At 71.4% G+C, this 21,691-nt stretch carries 16 protein-coding genes; 10 read left to right on the top strand and 6 right to left on the bottom strand.

The window, feature by feature from the left end; genetic code table 11:
* The first annotated feature begins 89 nt into the window (after positions 1-89).
* From ACX9TP_RS32050 to ACX9TP_RS32020, 7 genes are all read left to right on the top strand, one after another.
* Positions 90-728: an acetyltransferase gene (locus ACX9TP_RS32050; protein ID WP_482974445.1), complete on the top strand. Its 639-nt coding sequence runs from the start codon at positions 90-92 to the stop codon at positions 726-728.
* 211 nt (positions 729-939) lie between these two features.
* Positions 940-2,058 carry a polysaccharide export protein gene (locus tag ACX9TP_RS32045; protein ID WP_482974444.1) on the top strand — a complete coding sequence of 373 codons (1,119 nt, stop codon included), beginning with the start codon at positions 940-942 and terminating at the stop codon, positions 2,056-2,058.
* On the top strand, positions 2,058-4,268 hold the full coding sequence (locus ACX9TP_RS32040) for a polysaccharide biosynthesis tyrosine autokinase (protein ID WP_482974443.1): 2,211 nt from the start codon (positions 2,058-2,060) through the stop codon (positions 4,266-4,268). Before ACX9TP_RS32045 ends, ACX9TP_RS32040 begins: the two co-directional genes overlap by 1 nt.
* A 20-nt stretch (positions 4,269-4,288) precedes the next feature.
* On the top strand, positions 4,289-5,545 hold the full coding sequence (locus ACX9TP_RS32035) for an O-antigen ligase family protein (protein ID WP_482974442.1): 1,257 nt from the start codon (positions 4,289-4,291) through the stop codon (positions 5,543-5,545).
* A gap of 1 nt (position 5,546) precedes the next feature.
* The gene (locus ACX9TP_RS32030) at positions 5,547-6,764 is read left to right on the top strand and encodes a glycosyltransferase family 4 protein (RefSeq protein WP_482974441.1); all 1,218 of its coding nucleotides are present in this window, start codon (positions 5,547-5,549) and stop codon (positions 6,762-6,764) included.
* Positions 6,761-8,089: a lipopolysaccharide biosynthesis protein gene (locus ACX9TP_RS32025; protein WP_482974440.1), complete on the top strand. Its 1,329-nt coding sequence runs from the start codon at positions 6,761-6,763 to the stop codon at positions 8,087-8,089. Before ACX9TP_RS32030 ends, ACX9TP_RS32025 begins: the two co-directional genes overlap by 4 nt.
* 128 nt (positions 8,090-8,217) lie before the next feature.
* Positions 8,218-8,862 carry a sugar transferase gene (locus ACX9TP_RS32020; protein WP_482974439.1) on the top strand — a complete coding sequence of 215 codons (645 nt, stop codon included), beginning with the start codon at positions 8,218-8,220 and terminating at the stop codon, positions 8,860-8,862.
* On the opposite strand, the gene ACX9TP_RS32015 is transcribed toward ACX9TP_RS32020, so the two are convergent.
* From ACX9TP_RS32015 to ACX9TP_RS32005, 3 genes are all read right to left on the bottom strand, one after another.
* On the bottom strand, positions 8,850-9,983 hold the full coding sequence (locus tag ACX9TP_RS32015; protein ID WP_482974438.1) for a DegT/DnrJ/EryC1/StrS family aminotransferase: 1,134 nt from the start codon (positions 9,981-9,983) through the stop codon (positions 8,850-8,852). The genes ACX9TP_RS32020 and ACX9TP_RS32015 overlap by 13 nt on opposite strands.
* 109 nt (positions 9,984-10,092) lie before the next feature.
* On the bottom strand, positions 10,093-11,307 hold the full coding sequence (locus ACX9TP_RS32010; RefSeq protein WP_482974437.1) for a glycosyltransferase family 4 protein: 1,215 nt from the start codon (positions 11,305-11,307) through the stop codon (positions 10,093-10,095).
* Between the two features lie 148 nt (positions 11,308-11,455).
* Positions 11,456-12,733 (bottom strand): hypothetical protein, encoded by a 1,278-nt coding sequence (locus tag ACX9TP_RS32005; protein ID WP_482974436.1) that lies wholly within the window; start codon positions 12,731-12,733, stop codon positions 11,456-11,458.
* Between the two features lie 206 nt (positions 12,734-12,939).
* On the opposite strand from ACX9TP_RS32005, the gene ACX9TP_RS32000 reads away from it, so the two are divergent.
* Positions 12,940-13,890, top strand: coding sequence for a GNAT family N-acetyltransferase (locus ACX9TP_RS32000; RefSeq protein ID WP_482974435.1), 951 nt, complete (start codon positions 12,940-12,942; stop codon positions 13,888-13,890).
* Here the strand turns inward: ACX9TP_RS32000 and ACX9TP_RS31995 are convergent.
* Positions 13,869-15,812, bottom strand: a complete 1,944-nt coding sequence (locus ACX9TP_RS31995; protein WP_482974434.1) for an SDR family NAD(P)-dependent oxidoreductase — start codon at positions 15,810-15,812, stop codon at positions 13,869-13,871. The genes ACX9TP_RS32000 and ACX9TP_RS31995 overlap by 22 nt on opposite strands.
* Before the next feature lie 295 nt (positions 15,813-16,107).
* Here ACX9TP_RS31995 and ACX9TP_RS31990 point away from each other — a divergent pair, with 295 nt between their 5' ends.
* Together ACX9TP_RS31990 and ACX9TP_RS31985 are read left to right on the top strand one after the other, a co-directional pair.
* On the top strand, positions 16,108-16,980 hold the full coding sequence (locus ACX9TP_RS31990) for a hypothetical protein (protein WP_482974433.1): 873 nt from the start codon (positions 16,108-16,110) through the stop codon (positions 16,978-16,980).
* Between the two features lie 185 nt (positions 16,981-17,165).
* Complete coding sequence (locus tag ACX9TP_RS31985) at positions 17,166-18,437, top strand: ABC1 kinase family protein (protein ID WP_482974432.1); 1,272 nt, start codon at positions 17,166-17,168, stop codon at positions 18,435-18,437.
* 36 nt (positions 18,438-18,473) lie between these two features.
* On the opposite strand, the gene ACX9TP_RS31980 is transcribed toward ACX9TP_RS31985, so the two are convergent.
* Positions 18,474-20,471: a S8 family serine peptidase gene (locus tag ACX9TP_RS31980; protein ID WP_482974431.1), complete on the bottom strand. Its 1,998-nt coding sequence runs from the start codon at positions 20,469-20,471 to the stop codon at positions 18,474-18,476.
* Between the two features lie 63 nt (positions 20,472-20,534).
* A complete protein-coding gene (locus ACX9TP_RS31975; RefSeq protein WP_482974430.1) occupies positions 20,535-21,653 on the bottom strand; it encodes an aldo/keto reductase in 1,119 nt (372 codons plus the stop codon).
* Positions 21,654-21,691: the final 38 nt, after the last annotated feature.

The following is a 21,691-nucleotide window of genomic DNA, read 5'->3' as shown; positions in this document are numbered from 1 at the left end:
CCACTTCTCGCACCCGGTGGACAGGTTTGTTAGGACCGGAAGGGCCCGCCTGTGCGGCAACTCCCAGCCGCTCGATGCCAGTGGTGCCCATGAAGACGACGCACAGACTGGTGGTCTATGGCTGTGGAGGGCACGGGAAGGTGGTTGCCGACATTGCGTTGTCCCTGGGCCTGACGGTCGAGGGCTTCGTCGATGACGGAGCCTCCGCGGGCGGGACGGTGTTCAAGCTGCCCATCCTCGGCGGTGCGTCCTGGCTCGAGGCGCGCCGGTCCGAAGTGACGGTCGCCCTGGGCATTGGCGAGAACCACACACGCCGTCGCATCTTCGAGTGGTGCAACCGGCTCGGGCTGACGCTGGCCACGCTGATTCACCCCACGGCCGCCGTGTCCGCGTCCGCACGCGTGGGCGCGGGGGTGGTCGTCATGGCCCAGGCCGTCATCAACCCCGACGCCTGCATCGCCGACGGGGCCATCATCAACAGCGGCGCCATCGTCGAGCACGACTGCGAGGTCGGCGAGTTCGCCCACCTCTCGCCGAATGTCACCCTCGGGGGCACCGTCCGAATCGGGGCGCTCTCCCACCTGGGGCTGGGCGCCACCATCCTTCCCGGCAAGGTCGTCGGAGACGAAGCCGTGGTAGGCGCCGGGGCCGTGGTCCTCCGCGATGTGCCCCCTCGCGTCGTCGTGGTGGGCGTTCCGGCCCGCGTCCACCGGGACGCTGACTCCTGAACCGGCCTCGCTCACGGGCTCGACGGGGCGTCCCACGCCCGCGCTCCACCCGGGCCTGAGACGAACCCCCGCCCCGGAGGGCAGGGCGTCTGTCGTCGGGGCGCGACTTCCCATCCCTGCGGGACACCGGCCCGCGCGCGGCGCGGTGAGCACCCTCCGAGCCCGGGGCTTCGCGGGCCCTGACGCGTGAGCGGGGAGGTGGAGGCCGTTGATGAGGCGTGTCCTGCTACTGGCCGGGCTGCTGTGCTCGAGCGCATGCGCGTGGGGCCCCGGCATGCGCATGGACGAGGTCGCCTTCCGGGAGCGGTACGCGGGCAAGGCGGACGCCGGCACGGGTGACGCGTACGAAATCGTCCCCATCACCGCCGACCTGCTCCTCAAGCAGCTCGAAGCGCGCCGGAAGACGCCGCCCGCGCGGCTGGAGGACCCGCTGGCGAAGGCCGCGGCGCACTACTCCTACCGGGTGGCACCCCACGACGTGCTGAGCGTCATCGTCTATGACCACCCCGAGCTCACCATCCCCGCGGGCGAGTTCCGCTCCGCCGAGGCCAGCGGGCACCCGGTGGCCGCCGACGGGACGGTGTTCTTCCCCCACGTCGGAGTCTTCCCCGTCGCGGGCATGACGCTGCCCGAGATTCGCGACCTGCTCACGCGGCGCCTGGCGCCCGTCATCGAGAAGCCGCAGCTCGACGTGCGCGTGGCGGACTTCCGCGGGCAGAAGGTCCAGGTCACCGGCGAGGTGGCTGCTCCCAGCACCATCCCCATCACCGACGTGCCCCTGCGCGTGCAGGACGCCATCTCCCAGGCGAAGGGGTTCACCCAGGAGGCCGACCTGCGCTCCATCGTGCTCACCCGGGGCGGCAAGACGTTCACCCTCGACGTGCAGGCGCTCTACGAAGAGGGGGACATCCGCCAGAACTGGCTGCTGCAGGACGGCGACATCCTCCATGTCCCCGACAGGAGCCGGAACAAGGTCTTCGTCCTCGGCGAGGTCCGCAGGCCCTCCTCGCGCATCATGGTGAAGGGCCGGATGACGCTCGCGGAGGCCATTGGCGACAGCGAGGGCTTCGACCCCGTGACGTCCAATCCGTCGAAGGTCTACGTCCTCCGCGGCAACTTCGACCGGCCCTCCATCTACAAGCTCGATGCCGGCTCGCCGGATGCACTCCTGCTCGCGACGCAGTTCCAACTTCAACCCCGTGACGTCGTCTTCGTATCCGCGCACGACTTGACGCAGTGGAACCGCATCATCAGTCAAATCGAGCCAACAGTTCGGCTACTCTGGGAGACGGTACAAATCGGAGGCAGGACCATCATCTTGGAGCGGTGATGATGGGTCACTCCAGCGGCCGCAAGGCCTCCGCTCGCTCCAGCACCGGTACCTCGACAGACGACGCGCTCGACCTCGGTGCCCACCTGGGCATCCTGCTCGAGTACCGCGTGTCGATTGTCGCGACGCTCGTCACCACGCTGCTGGTGGGGGCCGTCTACGTGGCCTTCGCCACGCCCACCTGGCGCGCCAACGCCGTCATCCAGATTGAGCAGAAGGAGAGCAAGTCGGGTGGGCTCGAGGAGCTGCTTGGCAACTTCCCCGGGCAGGTCGCCACGGAGATGGAGGTCCTCAGCTCGCGGGAGCTGCTGGGCCGCGTGGTGGATGAGGTGCGGCTGGACGTGGAGGCCGCGCCGCGGTACCTCCCGCTCGTGGGGGCGGTGCTCTCCCGCGGCCATGAGGGGCCCGGCCTCGCCGAGCCTCCGTGGTCGGGCCTGGGGCGGTATGCCTGGGGCGGTGAGCGCATCCAGGTGGACAGGATGGAGGTGCCCCGTGCGCTGGAGGACCTTCCGCTCACGCTCGTGGCACGGGAGGCGGGCGCGTACACGCTGCTCGGCCCGGACTCCGCCCCGCTGCTCGAAGGGCGCGTGGGCACGCCCTCCACGACGCCGCCGGGCGCGCCCCGGAAGGTGGAGCTCTTCGTCACCGAGCTGCGGGCCCGTCCGGGGACGCAGTTCGAGGTCAGCCGGCGCTCCCGCCTCCGGGTGGTCGAGTCGCTCCAGCGCGCGCTGCGCCTGAGCGAGAAGGGGCCTGGGACGGGCGTGCTGACCGTGTCCCTCGAGGGGCCGGACCCGGAGGGCATCTCCGCGACGCTCAAGGCCCTGGTGACGGGCTACGTCCACCAGAACGTGGCGCGCAGGAACGAGGAGGCCGAGAAGGCCCTGGCGTTCCTCGACAGCCAGCTGCCCGGCCTGCGCACCGAGCTGGAGCGCGCGGAGGCGGCGCTGAGCGCGCACCGCGCGGGGGCGGGGATGGTCGACCGCGAGCAGGAGACCAAGGCACTCCTGGACCGCAGCGTCGAGCTCGATGACACCATCGCCCAGCTCGACATGCAGCGCACCGAGCTGCGAGAGCGCTTCACCCCGAGCCACCCGAGCGTCAGGACGGCGACCCAGAAGCTGACGCGGCTGAAGTCCGAGCGGCGGTCCATCTCCGCCCGGCTCAAGGCCATGCCCGCCGCGGACGCGGAGGCGGCCCGGCTCCGGCGGGACGTGGAAGTCACCAACGCGCTCTACCTCCAGCTCAACAACAAGGCCCAGGAGTATCGCGTCCTGAAGTCGAGCACCGTCGGCAACGCGCGCATCCTCGACCCGGCGGTGGTGTCGCGGGAGCCCGTGAGCCCGTCCCAGCCGGGCGTGCTCGCGGTCAGCCTGGTGTTGGGGCTGACGCTGGGCATCGGGCTCGCCTTCACCCGGAGGGCGCTCCACGGCGGCGTGTCGGCCCCTGGCGCGCTCGAGGCCCGGCTCGGGCTTCCCGTCTTCGCCTCCATCCCCCTGGGAAAGAATGCCTCGGTCCGGGCCCGGGGGCCGCGCACCGTCCTGGCCCGGACGCACCCTCGGGACGTCGCGGTGGAGAGCCTCCGCGGGCTGCGGACCAGCCTCCAGTTCGCGATGAAGGACGCGCCCAACAACGTCATCGCCATCACCGGCCCCAGCCCGGGCGTCGGCAAGTCCTTCATCGCCGCCAACCTGGCCTGGGTGCTGGCGGATTCCGGCAGGCGCACCCTGCTCGTGGACGCCAACCTGCGCGGAGGCTGGCTCCACCGCTGCTTCGGCGTCGAGCGCGAGCGGGGCCTCGCCGAGCTCATCCTCGGCACGGTCGAGTCGGACGAGGTGATACAGCCCATCCCCGGGCAGCGCCTGTCCTTCCTGCCCACCGGCGCGCTGCCGCCCAACCCCGCCGAGCTGCTCATGAGCGACCGCTTCGCCGCGCTCGTGGCGTGGATGTCCGCCGAGTACGACCTCGTCCTCTTCGACACCCCACCCATCCTGGCGGTGACGGACGCGGCGCTCGTGGGCCGGCACGCGGGGGTGAGCCTGGTGGTGGTGCGCGCGGGCGCCCACCCGATGCGGGAGGTGGCCGCGGCCGTCAAGCGGCTGGAGCTCAACGGCGTCCAACCCCGGGGCGTCATCTTCAACGGCGTGTCGCGCTCGCCGCGAGGCCGCGTCGTGAGCGGCATCTACCAGTACGAATACCCGACGGCGGGCTGAGTGCGGGCGGGAGGACTTGCGTGAGCTGGTTCCGGAGCACAGCCCTGGGCTTCACCGCCGCGCTCTACGTGCTCGCGGGCCGCTGGGCCTTCAGCCGCCTGGACACCGGGAGCGCCGTGGCGAGCCCGTTCCAGGAGCTGCGGCTGTGGATTGTCATGGGCGGGCTCCTGCTCGCCACGCTGGGGATGGTCCATGCCGCCCACCGGGGGCACGCGCCGGGCGAGACGCGGCTGGATGGGGGAGTGGTGGCGGCGCTGCTGGCGTTCTTCGGATACCTGTGCGCCAGCGCGGCGTGGGCGCCCGAGTCGACGTACGTCTCGTGGAAGTTCTACGAGGTCGTCCTGTCCGCGGTGATGAGCCTGGGCCTCGGGTTCGCCGCGCTCCGCCTGCCGGCGGACCGGGTGCTGGAGGCCTTCTGGCTCGTCGTCGTCGCCGCCACGGGGATGCTGGCGCTCGTCGGCCTGCGCCAGTTCCTGGCCGGCGGCGCCGGGGCGCGCCTGGCGGTGATGGGGGGAGGGCCGAACGTCTTCGCCCGGCTGATGGGGATGTTCGCGCTCGGCGCCCTGTACTTCTGGCGGCGCGGCGGGCCGACGTGGCTCTGGATTCCGGCCGCGGCCACCGGCGTCCTGCTCGCCATCCTCACCGGCTCGCGCGGCGGGGCGCTCGCCATCATCGCCGGTGTCCTCACCTTCCTCGCGCTGGGGCGAATCCCGCTGCGCCGGCTCGCGATGTTGTCCGCGCTCGCCACGGTCGCCACCGTGGGCGTCATCTCCTTCACCCCGCTGGGCAAGGCGCTGACGCGCTCCATGGAGGAGCGGTTCCTCAAGCTGACCCTCAAGTACGAGGGCGGCGAGGCCGGGGAGGGTGGGGTGTACCTGTCCGGGCGCGAGGTGCTGTACGAGCGGGCGTACGCGCTCGGGCTCGACGCGCCGGTGATGGGGGGCGGGCTCGCGGCCTTCCCCGCGCTCGGCCTGGGCGTCTATCCCCACAACCTCTTCCTCGAGGTGTTCTGCGAGGGGGGCGCGCTGGGGCTGATGTTCCTGGCCGGGGTGTTTCTCGCGTACGCCCGCGCGGCGTTCCGGGGACGCCGCGGCCTGGATGCGGCGACGGTGGGCGCGGTGGTGCTGGTGCTGGTGGGCAGCCAGTCCAGCGGCGACCTCTACGACGCCCGCTCCCTCTTCCTTCTCATGATGCTGTCCTCGTGCACCACGGCCGCGAGGGAGGCGCCGGAGCGCTTCGAACCGGATGCCTGTGTCACCGCCGAAGGAGCGACCTGACATGAAGATCATCTACCTCCATCAATACTTCACGACGCCGGAGATGCAGGGCGGGACGCGCTCCTACGAGCTCGCGCGCCGCCTGGTCCGCATGGGCCACGAGGTCCACATGGTGACGTCCGACACCCGGCCCACCAACGAGGTGAAGGGCTGGCGCGAGACGGACGTGAGCGGCATCCACGTGCACTGGCTGCCGGTGCCCTACTCACAGAAGATGAGCTATCCGGACCGGATGCGTGCCTTCGGCAGCTTCGCCGTCGGCTCGTCGCAGCGGGCCGCGCAGCTCGGCGGCGACGTGGTCTTCGCCACCAGCACGCCGCTGACCATCGCGGTGCCCGGCATCGTCGCCTCGCGCTGGAACAAGCGGCCCATGGTCTTCGAGGTGAGGGACCTCTGGCCCGCCATCCCCATCGCCGTCGGTGCCCTCAAGAGCCGCCCGGCCATCTTCGCCGCGCAGGTGCTGGAGAAGGCCGCCTACGCGGGCGCGGCCCACATCGTCGCGCTCTCGCCGGGCATGAAGGCCGGAGTGGAGGCGGCGGGCGTGCACCCGGAGAAAATCACCGTCATCCCCAACCTCTGCGACCCGGAGCGCTTCCAGGTCCCCGCCTCCGCGGGCGAGGCATTCCGGCGCAAGTACGCCTGGCTCGGTGACAGGCCCATGGTCGTCTACGCTGGCACCCTCGGCCGGGTGAATGGCGTGGACTTCCTCGTCCGGCTCGCCGCGGAGGTGCTGAAGAAGGACCCGGAGGTGCGCTTCGTCGTCGTGGGACGGGGCAGCGAGGAGCCCGGGCTGTACGCGCTCGCGGAGCAGCTCGGGGTGAAGGACCGCAACCTCTTCTTCCTCCCGCCGGTGCCGAAGGCGGAGGTCCCCGCCATCCTCTCCGCGGCCACCATCGCCACGTCCCTCTTCACCGACGTGCCGGGCATGGAGGACAACTCCGCCAACAAGGTGTTCGACGCGCTCGCCGCCAGCCGGCCTCTGGCGCTCAACTACGGCGGGTGGCAGGCGAAGCTGCTCGAGCAGGAGGGGTTCGGCGTGTACCTGTCGCCCAAGGACCTCCCCGGCGCCGGGGCGCTGCTGGCGAACCGGGTGAGGGACGCGCGGTGGCTCGCCGAGGCGGGGAGCAAGGCGGGGCGGCTGGGCCGGGAGCGCTTCTCCGCGGACGCGGCGGCCGTCCGGCTCGACGAGGTACTCCGGAGCGCGGTGGGCAGGGCATGACCCGGCGCCGGTCGACGGGGAGGAACTTCACGTGGACGCTCGCGGCCGGGCTCATCTACGCGTTGGCCCAGTGGGGTGTCCTGGTCCTCCTCGCACGGCTCGGCACGGTGGAGCAGGTCGGCGAGTTCGCCCTCGGGCTCGCCATCACCGCCCCGGTGATGCTCCTGGCGCGCATGCAGTTGCGCACGCTCCAGGCGACCGACGCTCGGGAGGCCTACGGCTTCGAGCACTACCTCGGGTTGATGGTGCTCAACGTGCTCGGAGGCTTCCTGCTGTGTTGCGGCATCGCCCTGGTGGCGGGGTCCTCCGAGGAGGCCAGCCTCGTCATCCCGCTCCTGGCGGTGGCCAAGGGCTTCGAGGCGCTCAGCGACGTCTTCTACGGGGCCCTGCAGCGCAACGAGCGGCTGGTCATCATCGCCCGCTCCACCATCGCCAAGAGCGTGCTCTCCATGGTGCTGGTGGCCTTCGCGCTCTGGGCCACGAACAGCGCGGTGGTGGCGGCGGCCGCGCTGGGGCTCTCCTGGGCGCTGGTGCTCTTCCTCGTGGACGTGCCCACGTATCGCCGTGAGTTCGGAGCCCCGAGTCCCTGGCGCCAGCTGTGGCGGGCGCCCTGGCGGGGTGACCAGGGCCTGCGCCTGAAGAGCCTGCTGGGGCTTGCCTATGCGCTCGGCATCGCCTCGCTGCTGGGCTCGCTGCGCCCCAACATTCCGCGCTACCTGCTGGAGGCCCACTCCGGCAAGGCGGAGCTGGGGGTGTACGCCGCGCTGGCGTACTTCTCGGCGCTGGGCGGCAGGGTGGTGCAGGCGCTCGGGCAGGTGCTGAACCCCCGGCTGGGGCGCTACCACGCGTCAGGGGACGCGCGCCGCTATGGCCGCGCGCTCCTCGTCTTCACGGGCGGGTCGGCGCTGGTGGGCGTGTGCGCCATCGCCGGCGCGGCGCTGCTCGGGCGCCAGGTGCTGACGCTCTTCTATGGGGCGCCGTACGCGCTCAACAACGGCCTGTTCGTCTGGCTCATGGTGGCCGCCGCGCTGGAGTACGTCGGCGTGAGCCTCCAGGCCGCGCTCACGGCGGCACGGGAGCTGAAGGTGCAGATGGTGATGCTCGTCGTCTCCGTCGCGGTGGTGGGGCTGGGAAGCCTGTACTGGGTGCCTGGCGCCGGCCCGGTGGGCGCGGCCTGGGCCCTGTCGCTGGGCTGGCTCGCCGAGCTGGGCTGTAGCGGGTGGCTCGTCCTGCGCGCGTGGCGGCGCCTGGGACGCAGGGAGGCGGGCCCGGTCCCCGCCAGCTCCCGGACGCAGGTGGCGCCCGAGGCGGACACGGTCGCCTGAGCCCCCCGGCGGGGAGCCCCGGTACCCGGGCCGCGACAGCGCGCCACGGCTCGCGGGCGGGTGGTGGGGCCGCGCGCCGGCACCCACGTTGTCGTGCGACGGAAGTCTGGCAACGCAAGGGGGGACAGATGCCGCGACAGGCTGGGACGGGGCTCCTTTTCAAGCAGTGCATGGACCGGGTGGCGGCGGCCGCGGGGCTCTTGTGCCTGGCCCCGGTGATGGCCGTGACGGCGCTGGCCGTCCGCGTGTCCATGGGCGCCCCGGTGTTCTTCCGCCAGCAGCGCCCGGGACGCGGGGGCAGGACCTTCCAGCTGGTGAAGTTCCGCACCATGCTCGAAGCGCGGGACGAGAATGGCCGTCCGCTCCCGGACGCGCAGCGCCTCACGCGCGTGGGGCGGTTCCTGCGCTCGGCGAGCCTGGACGAGCTTCCGCAGCTGTGGAACGTGCTGCGCGGCGACATGAGCCTGGTGGGGCCGCGCCCGCTGCTCATGGAGTACCTGTCGCGCTACTCCGCCGAGCAGGCGCGGCGCCACGACGTGATGCCCGGCATCACCGGCTGGGCGCAGGTGAACGGGCGCAACGCGCTGGGCTGGAAGGAGCGCTTCCAGCTCGACGTCTGGTACGTGGACAACTGGAGCCTGGTGCTGGACGCGAGGATTCTCGGGCTGACCTTCCTGCGCGTCGTGCAGCGCCAGGGCATCGCCTCCGAGGGACAGGCGACGATGTACCCGTTCCTCGGCAACGGCGAGGAGGCCGCGGCTCAGCGGCCCTGATGCACGGCCCTCACCACCTCGACGACGCGGGCCAGGTCGTCCGGGGTGAGGTTGGAGCCGGAGGGCAGGCACAGCCCGTGCTGGAACAGCTCCTCCGCCACCTGGCCGCCGCGCCGCTCGCAAGAGGAGAACACCGGCTGCAGGTGCATGGGCTTCCACACGGGCCGCGCCTCGATGTCCTCCCGCTCCAGGGCGAGCCGCACCGCCTCGCGGTCCGCGCCGAAGCGCGCCGGGTCCACGGTCAGCGTCGTCAGCCAGCGCGTGTGGCGCCCCCACGGCGCCTCGGGCATGAAGGTGACGCCCGGCACGTCCGCGAGCGCGCGCGCGTAGTACGCATGATTCCCGCGCCGCGCGGCGACGCGCTCCTCCAGCACCCGGAGCTGCGCGCGGCCGATGGCCGCCAGCACGTTGCTGAGGCGGTAGTTGTAGCCAATCTCGGAGTGCTGGTAGTGCGGCGCCGCGTCGCGCGCCTGGGTGGCCAGCTTGAGCGCGTGGCGGATGAGCCCCTCGTCGGGTGACACCAGCATCCCCCCGCCGGAGGTGGTGATGATTTTGTTGCCGTTGAAGGAGTAGATGCCCGCCCGGCCCAGCGTGCCCGGCGCGCGCCCCTTGTACGTGCTCCCCAGGGCCTCGGCCGCGTCCTCGACGAGCGGCACGCCATGGCGCTCGCACGCCGCGAGGATGGGGTCCAGGTCGGCGCACTGCCCGTAGAGGTGGACCACCACCACCGCGCGAGGCAGCCTTCCGGAGCGGGCGCGCGCCTCCAGCTCCTCTTCCAGCAGCGCGGGGTCCATGTTCCAGGAGGCGCGCTCGCTGTCGATGAACACGGGCGACGCGCCCAGGTAGCGGATGGGATTCACGGAGGCGGAGAAGGTGAGGGTGCTCACCAGCACGTCGTCCCCCGGGCCCACGCCCACCAGCTGCAGGGCGAGGTGGAGCGCGGCCGTGCCGGAGCTCAGCGCGAGCGCGTGCTTCGCCCCGACGCAGCGGGCGAACTCCTCCTGGAAGGCATCCACGTGCGGGCCCAGCGGGGCAATCCAGTTGCTCGCGAAGGCCTCGTCGACGTAGCCCCGCTCGAGCCCTCCCAGGTGCGGCGAGGACAGGTGGATGCGCTGGGGCATGGGCATTGCTCCTGGAAGGGGCCGGGGCGGCTCCGGGAGCGTGCTCACCGCGGGCGTCCCGCGCCCTGGGACGCGGAGGCAGGGCATCTGTCCGTTTCCAGGGCGCCGCTCACGCGCCCAGGGCGTCGAGCACCCGGGAGGCCACCGCGTCCCACGAGCGCTCCACCGCCGTGGCGTGGATGCGCCGCTCCATGGCGGCGCGTCCGGCCTCGTCGAGGCGGGCGGCCTCGTACATCACCTCGGTGAGCCTGCCCACGTTCAAGGGCATCACGGACCAGCCCGCGCCCGTCGCGCGCACGTAGTCGTGCAGGTCCGGCGGCCCTCCGGCGATGACGGGGCGGAGGAAGGAGCGGGCGAGCTGCGCCGTGCCGCTCTCGTGGCGGATGTGCTGCTCGTAGAGGTTGAGCACCGCGTCCGCGGCCCCGAAGTACCGGCGGTGCTCGCCCAGGGGGATGAAGCCGGGGAACATCCGCACGCGCGGCCCGACGCCGGTCCGCTCCCGGAGCGCCTGGAGCTGCCGGAACGAGACGTCACCCTCCGGGCCGGCGACGAGCAGCTCCCACTCCGGGCTGCGCGCCAGGGCCTCGAAGACGAGCCGGTAGCACTTGTCGGTCCGCAGGGTGCCGAAGGCGAGCATCACCTTGCGCCGCGTGTCCACGCCCAGCCCCGCGCGGGCCGTCGCCCGGTCCAGGCGCGGTATCTTCTCGGGGTGGGGGGCGCCATACGGAAGCACCTCCACCTTGTGGTGGTAGCGCCGCCCGGGGTCGACGTTCTCGAACAGGTTCTCCCGCATCCCGGGCGCGTGGACGAAGGCCCGGTCCACGCTGTGCAGGATGCGCCGGGCAAACGGGCGCGAGAGCAGCTTGTAGGCGGCGGCGACGGGCGACGCGTGCCTGAGGTTGAAGTTGGTGTCGTGGAAGATGCACACCTGCCGGTGCGCACGGGGCGCTTGCGTGAGGTGTGCCGCGAGGGAGACGTACTCGAAGGCCTCGAACAGGAGCGGCGGCCCGCCCAGGTGACGGTGCACGCGGTGCAGCTCCCGCAGCAGCCGCACCTGGTGCTCCAGGCGGTCGGCCCCCCAGACGACATCCCCCCAGGGCCCCAGGCGCTCACGGTAGGCCGCGCGGGGTTCGACCACGGTGTTCCTGCCGACGGCATGCGAGACGATGGGCGTGGGATAGCTCCCCAGGCCCCTCATCCCGAAGACGTGCACCTCCACGCCGAGCCTCGCGAGCGCCTCTCCCAGCCCGGTGAGATAGGACTGCTGGTGTCCGGAGAGCTGGAACGCCGCCGGGCTGAAGATGAGCAGGCGATTGGGTGCCATGGCGCCCGGAGTCCACAGCGCCCGCCGGGTGCCCACAACCACCCCGCGGGGCAGGCGTCCTGACGCATAGAAGCGAATCGCCGGGCGGCGCGAGGATGCGCCGCCCGGCGATTCATGAACCCGACACCGCCAGGGACTTCAGCGGAGCCTACTGCCCCAGCAGCTTCGCGTTGAGCGCGCCCTGGGCGTAGAAGTCGATGTTCCTGCCGACCCCGTGCGCCTCCAGCCGGCGCTGCAGGTTGGCGTCGTAGCGGCCGAGCTTCATCAGGCCGTCGTTGAACCAGCCGGTGCCGGCGCCGGAACCGTCGACGTAGCTGGCGTACCGGGTGGCCGAGGGCCAGATGACGGAGTTGAACGTCGTGGTGAACTTGCGGATGTCGTCGGCCGTCCACTCCATGCCGGCGTCACGCGCCTCGACGATGTAGGCCAGCATGCCGTTCGCGTGCGCCACGTCCTGACCGGGGCGCGAGGTGGAGGCCCACACGTCGCTCCAGTAGTAGGCCGAAGTGTTGGTGAAGCCCGCGCGCAGCTGCCCGCGCAGCGACGAGGTGGAGTTGGGCAGGTCGCGGTTGATGTTGTTGAAGACCGTCAGGTACGTGGCCTTGCGCGTGGCGTCCGCCGTCATGCGCGACAGGTCCATCGAGATGAAGGCCCAGTGCGAGGCCATGTGCGTACGGTTGCGGTAGACGTAGGAGTTCGCGCCGCGCTTGTACCACTTGTCGAAGATGTTCCGCTCCGTGAAGGCGAGCAGCCTGTCGTACTGCGCCTTGTAGGTGGCATTGCCATACAGCGCGGGCGTCTCACGGATGACCCGCAGCATGCGCGTCACGTAGCGCCAGCAATAGCTCTCGAACAGCGGCACTTCCTGCCCGAGGGTGTCCGAGCGCGCCGAGGCCCAGCCCAGGTACGAGTCCTTGAACTGGCTCTTGGGGAGCGACGACGACACCTTGGCGTGGTTGACCACGTTGTTGGTGTAGAGCAGCGCGCGGTCCAGGTACTGCGTCTTGCCCGTGGCCCGGTACATCGCGGTGTTCGCGTCGATGCCATAGGCCAGGTTGTAGAACTGCCAGCTGTCCAGCGAGTTGCTCTTGGGCAGATAGTCCCCGGTGTGCTCGGCGCTCCATCGGCTGAGGAACAGCTGCTCCCAGGCCGCCACGGTGCGCAGTGGGGCGGTGGCGGCGGCCGTCGCGGGGGTCGGCTCCTCGGTGACAGGCGCCTCAGAGGAGGCGGGCACAGGGGTCGGCAGCGCGGCCACCAGCTCGGGGGACGCTTCGGTGCCTTCGTTCGCGTCCGCATTCACATCGGGGACGGCGGCGACCTGTTCACCATCGGGGGTCACGACCTGACCGGAGTCAGGGTCGACCATCTCCGCATTGGGGTCGCAGGCCAGGCCCGCGATGAGAGCGAGGGACAGGAAGGAGGTCATGGCAAGGCCACGGGTGCTTCGACGACAGAAGTCCAACATCAATTGTGTCCTTGGGGGAGTAGGCCGTCGCTCGCGCGGATGGCTACTCTGCAATGGGAACGCCGGAGTGCGTTCGTTGGCGAGTGGAACGTGTGCAGACAAACCAAATTCCGACGAAGGCTCGTACCGCGAGGCATGGGCCGCCCGCTCGGAGGTGGTGCGAGCCGATGACGAATGCGCGGTTGCGGGCCCAGCTGGTCTCCGACGAAGGCGAGGCGGCACGGTCCGCGGATTACTTCCGCTCGCCACACCACCTGCGCGCCGAGGGCGTGACACACACGCTCGTCATCGACGGAGGCGCGGGTGGTTCGCTGCGGCTTCCGCTCATCGTGCGGCCCATCGAGGGGACGGAGCACCGGGACGCGGTCTCACCGTATGGGTATCCAGGCGGGCGGGTGGATGGCCTGAGCGAGGTGCCGAAGGAGGCAGTGGACTGGGGCCCCACGGAGCTCGTCAGCATCTTCGTGAGGGACCGCGTGGTGGGCCCGCGCTGCTTCGCTGGAGGCACGGCGCGCAACGAGGTGTTCCTCATCGACCCCCGCCTGCCCCTCGAGTTCCGGGAGATGCACCGCCGGCACGTGAAGCGCAACGTCCGCCTGGGCTTCGTGAACTCCTACCGGCCGGCCTGTGAGTCTTCACCCGAGGAACGGGAGGGCTTCAAGGAGGTCTACCGGCAGACGATGGTCCGCGACGGAGCGACCTCGCAGTACTTCTTCTCGGACGCCTACTTCGACGAGCTGTTCTCCTCGCCGGTCGCCTGGTTCACGGCGACGCGCGCGCCGGATGGCCGTGTGGCCTCCGCCGCGGTCTGCGTCCACAGCGACGGCGTGCTCCACTACTACCTGGGGGGGACGGCGGACGCGTACCTCGCACGCTCGCCGTCCAAGAACCTCTTCGTCGCCATGTCCGAGCTGTGCACGGAGCTCGGGATGCCCCTCCACCTGGGAGGAGGCATGCAGCCGGGCGATGGCCTCGAGGAGTTCAAGCGCGGCATCTCCAACACGAGCTCCCGGCTCTACACCCACGAAATCATCTGCAAGCCGGAGGTGTACGCCCGGCTGTCGGCGGGTGACGGTGACGGGGGGTACTTCCCCGCCTACCGCGCGTCGCGGGGCTGAGGGTCCGCGCCGTCCGGCGGCCTCGCGGGCGTGTACGTGGGGATGAGGCTGCGCATCACGCGTATCACCGCGGCCACGTTGCCGTTGCGAGCCGCGCGCTCCAGCTGCGCCAGCCGCGTCTGGAAGTCCGGCGGAGGCGCGGGGCTGCGCGCCACCTTGATGTGGTTGCGCACCTGCTGGGTGCGCTCCTCCTCTTCGCTGAGCAGCGTCTCCTCCAGCTTCTCGCCCGGCCGCAGCCCCGTGTAGACGATGGGGATGTCCCGGCCCGGCACGAGGCCCGCGAGGGTGATGGTGTTCTCCGCCAGCTCGGAGATGCGCACCGGGGCGCCCATGTCGAGGATGCACAGCTCGCCGTAGCCGCCCAGGCCGGCCAGCATCACCAGCCCCACCGCCTCGGGGATGGTCATGAAGTAGCGGGTGCAGTCCGGGTGCGTCACCGTGACGGGGCCGCCGCGCTGAATCTGCTGCTTGAAGATGGGCACCACGCTGCCCGCCGAGCCGAGCACGTTGCCGAAGCGGACCGCGGTGAAGGCGGTGCGCGAGCGGGCCGCGACGTCGCGGATGACCATCTCCGCCAGGCGCTTGGAGGCCCCCATGACGGAGGTGGGGTGGACCGCCTTGTCGGTGGAGATGAGCACGAAGCGCTCCACGCCGCAGGCCTCCGCCATCAGCGCGACGTTGAGGGTGCCGAAGACGTTGTTCTTGATGGCCTCCTCGGGCGCGTCCTCCATCAGCGGCACGTGCTTGTGCGCCGCCGCGTGGAACACGTACTGCGGCGCATGCTCACGGCCCACGCGCATCATCCGGTCCAAGTCACGGATGTCCCCGACGAGGGCGCTGACGTCGAGCCCGGGATGGCGCTCCTGGAGCTGGCGCACGAGCAGGTAGAGCTCATTCTCGTTGATGTCCACGAGGACGAGCGACGCGGGCTGGAGCTCGGCGACCTGCCGCGCGATTTCGCTGCCGATGGAGCCCGCCCCGCCGGTGACGAGGATGCGGCGGCCGGTGACGAGCCGGCGCGCCTCCTCCCGGTCGAAGGTGATGGCCTCGCGGGGCAGCAGGTGCTCCGGGCTGAGGTCGTGCAGCATCGCGGAGGTGATGCGCTTGTCGAGATAGACGAAGGACGCGGGGATGAACTTGAAGCGGACGTCCTGGTCCCGGCACAGCTCCTGGATGCGTCCGATGCGCTCGGGCGGCAGCCGGGGGATGGCGATGAGCACCTGGGTCACCCGGTGCTTGCGCACCAGCTCCGGCAGCGCGCTGATGGGGCCGAGCACCGGCTTGCCGTTGAGGTGGGTGCCGTGCTTCGCCCGGTCGTCATCCACGAAGCCGACGACGTGCCAGGGGCTGTGGGGCGTGCGCAGCAAGTCCCGCTGGAGCAGGTCGCCCGCGCTGCCCGCGCCGACGATGAGGGCCCGCTGCGCGTCACAGGCCCGCGAGCGCTGCCGCTCCAGGTGCCACTGGCGCAGCAGCCGGGGAGCGAAGCGGTGGGCTCCCAGCAGCGCCGTGGTGAAGAGGAACTCGATGGCCACCGCCGAGCGGGGCAGCCGGTCCTGGATGAAGACGACGCGGAGCGCCTCGAAGGCGAGGGTGGCGGCCAGGTTGGCCGCGATGAGGCGGCCGGCCTCGCTCAGGCCGGACCTCCTATAGGACCAGCGGTGCAGGCCGAAGCAGACGAGCGTGCCCAGGCGCACCGTGAGCAGCAGGGGCAGCACGTGCTGGAGGGCGACCTGCCACCGTGCGGAGGGTGGCCACCCGAAGCGCAGCAGCAGCGCCGCGCACAGCGCGGCCGATATCATCACCGCGTCCAGGGAGAGCACGAGCAGCGAGCGCAGCCGGGGTGAGGAAACGCGACTGGCGGCCCACCGTGTCCCCGGCTGCCTCATCGTGTCGAGTGTGCCCGCATCCATGTATCGCGCCATCCGTAAGCTCCCCCTTCTGCTCCGACGCTGGCGCTGAACGGTTCCTCCCAGCGTCGTTGGTCCGGCGGCTTCCCGCCGCGTGAACGACGATTCTCGCGACTTGAGAGTGGAGCCCGGGCGTGGGGGTTCCAAGCCACCCTGAAGCGCGTAGCCCTGCAGTCAGGCCACCCCTGGCCTGCCCCCGGGCCTTCGGCTGGAAGGCTGGCGCCGCGCGGCAGTCGACAGTGCCCTGGCACCGGGGACGTTGGCGGGCGCGCGTGCGAGGGGTGTATCTGAGTGGCGGGGGGGACTCTGCATGATGGCGACGGCGGAGGTGCAGGTGAGGGATGCGTCGGTGGCTCGCTTCGAGATGCTCACGGAACGGGAGCTCGCGGAGCGCCGGCGCGCGGAGGGGGTTCGAATCATCCAGCACGGGGGGCATTACTGGGAGCAGGTGGGCGCTCCCGGCTTCTTCCAGCCCATCAATCTCCTGGCGGGGCTGAGACCGGAGGAGGTGACGCGCCCCACCCCCTGGTGCTGGGGCTACCGGGCCGCCCTGACGCCGGAGACGGCGGGCGCGGCGAACGGCACGGTGCCCATCGTCCGCTCACCGGAGCTGGACGTCTATGACATGGACTGCCTGTCCTCGAACCGGAGGAACAAGCTGCGCAAGTGCCAGCGGCTGGTGCGAATCGTCCAGCTCACCGGGCCCGCGCTCCTCTTGCAGCAGGGGTATGACGTGGTCATCGATGCGCTCGCCCGGACCGGGCACAAGAAGGTGCCCTCCCGGGAGCGGTTCGTCGCGGACGTGAAGAAGTACTTCGTGGGGGACCACTGGTTCGTGCTGGCGGGCCTGGTGGACGGAAGGCTGGGCGGCTACGTCGACGGGTACGTGGTGGATGGCATCGCGTATGGCGTCTGCGCCTACTACGCGACCTGGGCGCTGCCGACCAACCTGGCGACGGGGCTGGTTTTCGAGTTCGCGCAGGCCTGCCGGCGCCTCGGCGGCGTCCGGATGCTCGTCAATGGCCTCCATGCCCGCGAGGCGCCCCAACTGAGCCAGTTCAAGGACGACATGGGCTTCGTCGTCGAGCATGTACCCATCAAATGGAGCCTGAATCCCATCGCGAAGGCGCTCATCCGCCACTCGCGGGGCCACACGTACTACCGGCTGACGGGCCAGACGTGAGCGGGGGCCCGGCGGACGCGCGGGGCTGAGCGCCGGGGCCGGGGGCTCGCTCAGCGGCCTGTGCGCCGCTCTGCCCGGCAATGGCCCCGCGTTTCTCCGGTGCGCCGTGTCCCCCTGCTTCCTATGCTGCGCGCATGTCGAAATCGAGGAACCCGCCGGTCGGTCGGCTTGCCAGGCTCGGCAGGGTGGCCGCGCTCTCCGCCCGGGGCTCCGCGGGGCTGGCCATGCGCGCCTTGCGCAAGGTGGCGGGCGCGGATGTGGCGGAGGCCGAGCGCTCCACGCTCGGCCATGTCGTCCAGGCGCTCGGGGAGATGAAGGGCGCGGCGATGAAGCTCGGCCAGGCGCTCTCCATGGACGTGGATGCGCTCCCGCCCGAGCTGCGGAACATCGCCGCCCGCCTGCAGAGCAGCGCGCCGCCGCTCGACTCGGAGGAAATCGTCGCCATCATCGAGGACGAGCTGGGCGCTCCGCCCGAGCGGCTGTTCGCCGAGTTCGACCCCGCGCCCCTGGCCGCCGCGTCCCTGGGGCAGGTGCACGCGGCCCGGCTGCACGATGGGCGCGAGGTGGTGCTCAAGGTGCAGTACCCCGGCATCGCCGAGGCGGTGGATGCGGACTTCGCCAACATCGCGCTGATGGTGCGCGCGGCGGGGCTCACCTCGAAGCTGCTCGACGGCAGCACCTACGTGGAGGAGCTGCGCCGGGAAATCCACCTGGAGACGGACTACGTGCTGGAGGCGCAGCGCGCCCGGGGCTTCCGGGAGCTGTTCGCGTCCGAGGCGGACCTGCTCGTGCCCGAGCCCGTTGCCGAGCGCTCGTCGTCGCGCGTCCTGTGCCTCACTCGGGTGCGGGGGCAGACGCTGCAGCAGTTCATCGAGTCGAACCCGGACGCGGACGCGCGCTGGCGCGTCAGCGAGCAGCTCATCCGCGCCGTGCATGGCCCGTTCTACTCGGCGGCGCGCATCCACGCGGACCCGAACCCGGGCAACTTCCTCGTCACCGGGGACGGGCGGCTGGCCCTGCTCGACTTCGGCTGCGTGAAGTCCTTCCGCGAGGACTTCGTCCACATCATCCAGTCCTTCCTGGCCACCGAGCTGCGCGGGGAGCCCTATGACGTGCTGGCCGGCGTGCGCGCCGCGGGCTTCGTGGTGGACACCGACGAGGCCACGGCGCGGAGCCTGCTCGCGGAGTTGATGGAGATTGCCGCCCGGCCCCTGCGCGCGGAGGTCTACGACTACGCGCGGGACACCACGGTGCCGGACATCCGGGCGCTCGGCCTGCGCCGGGCCGGAGACTTCCTGCGCCTGCGTCCCCCGGCGGACGCGGTGATGCTCGGGCGCGCGGTGAGCGGCTGCGCGCAGAACCTGCGGGCACTGGGCGCCCGGGGCGAGGTGCGGGCCGTCTACCTGAAGCTGCTCCAGCGCGGACGCTCGGGGGCCGCACCGGGCATGAAGGGGTAGGGCCCGTGGACGGCGACCCCGGCGCGGTGGGCGCGCTCAGCGAGGGGCGGTGTGTCTCCCGCCCACGGCGAAGACCAGGTCATCGTGGTCCACGTACCCGCCCGGCGCGCAGCTCGCCACGCCCTGGAAGTAGAGAAGGCCGAAGACTCCCCGGATGGCCTGCACGCCACCGGCGGGAAGGGTGAAGGTGGCGGAGAGCTCCTGCGCTCCAGGTGCTGTCGCCGCCAACCTTCCGAGGTGCGTCCAGGCGGGATGGTGCGCATCCGGCGCGTGGAAGAGGTCCAGCACATCCAGGTCGGGCATGAGGGCCCAGACGCTGGCGGTGACAGTCACCTGCCGTCCAGGCGCGAGCGGCCGGCCATCCGTGGTGGCGATGCGCAGCCCCTCCAGGGCCTCGGTCAGCAGATAGGAACCGAAGTCACCGTCCGGACAGCTCGAGGCCAGCGTGTTGGGTGCGTGGAGCTCGGGGCCCACGAGTCCGGAGCCCCGCACCAATACCCCGGTGTCGCAGGACGCGCCCACGGCGTCGCACCTCGGCGCCAGGAGCACCGGGTCCGGGTCGGCGATGCCGGGGTTGCTCACGACGACGGAGACAGCGGGACTCCGGCGGAGGTTGTACGCGGTGTCGTACGCGCGGGCCTCCAGCACCCCGGGGCCGTTCAGCTCCCGCCGGGTGTCCCAGGTGAAGGCGTAGGGCGCGGACGTGTCACTGCCGCGCAGCTCGCCGTTGACCCAGAAGTCCACGCGGTGGATGGCGACGTCGTCGAACGCGGCGGCAAACACGTGCACGGTGTCCTGTAGCCTCGCCGGCGCGCCCGCGACGACGAGCCACACCCGCGGAGGCCGTGCGTCACCGGAGGCCGGTGGCGTGCCCGTGTGCAGCAGCAGGTTGGGAGAGCCCCGTCCGGCGAGGGACAGGCGGCCCGGCATGGCCGAGCCGGTGAGCGCCGCGGCCACCTGCTCCGGCGTCGCGGAGGGGTGGGTCTCCAGGTAGAGCGCCGCCGCGCCGGCCACATGGGGAGCGGCCATGGACGTCCCTTCGAGCACCTCGGTGGCGGTGTCATCGGAGCTCCACGCCGAGGTGATGTCCTGCCCCGGCGCGAAGAGGTCCACGCAGCGCCCGTAGTTGGAGAAGGCCGCCCGCTCATCCGTGTCGTTGGTGGCGCCCACGGAGAGGGCCTCGGCGGTGCGGGCGGGGGACTCGTTGCACGCATCGACGTTGTCGTTGCCCGCGGCCACCACGGTGGTGACTCCCGAGGAGATGAGGTCGCGGACGGCCTGGTCCATCGCCTCCGAGGGCTCGAAGCCCATGCTCAGGTTGGCCACCGCGGGCGCGACATGGTGGGCCGCCACCCAGTCCAGACCCGCGATGACGCTGGACACGGTGCCCTCGCCCTCGCAGTCCAGGACGCGCACGGGGTGCAGCGTCACGCCCCGGGCCACGCCCCAGGTGCTGCCACCCAGCGTTCCCGCCACGTGGGTGCCGTGGCCGTCGCAGTCCTCCGCCGAGCCGCCCGGCTCCGCCGCGTCGTACCCGTCACCGAGCCGACCCTGGAACTCGGTGTGCGTCCGGCGGACGCCGGTGTCGATGACATAGGCATGGACTCCCGCCCCCGTCAGCGTGGAGCGGTGGACGCCATCCAGCGGCAGGTCCTCCTGGTCGATGCGGTCCAGTCCCCAGCTGGGGCCCCCCTGGACCGACGACAGGCGGACGTAGGCGTCCTGCTCGATGAGCGCCACGGCGGGGTCCGCGCGCAGGGCGGCCACGCGTTCCTCGGAGAGGTCCGCCACGAAGCCATGCAGCACGTGCTCGTAGGTGCGCGTCACCCGTGCTTCATGCTTGCGGGCGACGTCCAGCGCCTGCCGCCGCACGCTCGCCGCCTGGACGCGCGCGCCCGCCGGGCCCGGCTTCAACATGACGATGTATCGGCCGGGGACCCGGCGCGACCCGGAGGACTTCACGGGTTCGGCGCAGCCCACCAGCGCCAGTCCGGACAGCGTGGTCCACAGGAATGTCAGGAGATGTTTCTTCATGTCCCCATGACCCCCGAGGGGTTTCGGACGGTCGCGGAGACATGAAGAAAGTCCGCCTGACGCTCACGCCCCCTGCAGCGGGCCCCGGAAGCCGTCGGGCTCCGCGCGCACCGTGGTGTTGCCCGCGAGCATTCCCCGGGTGAAGAAGGGGTTCTCGAAGAACACGTACGGCGTGACGGGCTCGGGGCGGCTCGCGGCCTCCAGCCGGGCGGAGAGCGCGGGTGGCAGCGTGAAGTCGAGCGCGCGCAGGTTGTCCTCCAGTTGCTCCAGCCGGCTCGCGCCGATGAGGGTGGAGACCACGCCCGGGCGCGTCGCCACCCAGTTGAGCGCCACCTGGGCGGGCGTGCGCTCCACCTCCTTCGCCACGGCGACCAACTCCTGGACGATGCGCCACGGGCGCTCCTGGAGGAACTTGTCCGCCACGGGGTTGCCGCTGGCCAGCAGGGCATGGGCGCGCCCGTCTCCCTTCGGCTTCGTGCCCTCGCGCGTGTACTTGCCCGTCAGGAGCCCACCGGCCAGCGGGCTCCACGGGGTGATGGCGGCCCCCATCGCGAGCGCGGCGGGGAGGTGCTCGCGCTCGATGCTGCGCTCCGCGAGCGAGTACTCCAGTTGCAGCGCGGCCACCTTCTCCCAGCCATGGCGCTCCGCCAGTGTCTGCGCGCGGGCGAAGTACCACGCGGGCACGTCGGAGAAGCCGAGGTAGCGCACCTTGCCCTCGCGCACGAGGCCGGTGAGCGTCTGCATCACCTCCTCCACGGGCGTCAGGCCGTCCCAGACGTGCAGCCAGTACACGTCCACGTAGTCCGTCTTGAGGCGCCGCAGCGAGCCTTCGAGCGCACCCAGGATGTGCTTGCGGCTGTTGCCTCCGGCGTTCGGGTCGCCGGGGGAGAGATTCGCGGAGAACTTGGTGGTGAGCACGGCCCGCTGCCTGCCGCCCTGCTTCGCGAAGAAGTCGCCGATGATGCGCTCGCTGGAGCCGGAGGTGTACGCATCCGCCGTGTCGATGAAGTTGCCGCCCGCCTCCAGGTAGCGCGCCAGGAGGCGGTGCGAGTCCTCCTCGGTATTCCCCCAGCCCCAGTCGGTGCCGAAGGTCATCGTGCCCAGGGCCAGCGGGCTGACCCGCAGGCCCGTCTGGCCGAGCAGGTGGTACTTCGCCAGGGAATCAATCAGACGCGTCGTCATGTCGGCTCTCTCCATCCGGAGGCGATGGGCACCAGCGC

This window comes from Pyxidicoccus sp. M15, assembly GCF_056858435.1.
The sequence above is the reverse complement of the archived record's forward strand: the minus strand, read 5'-3'. Positions and strand labels throughout refer to the sequence as shown.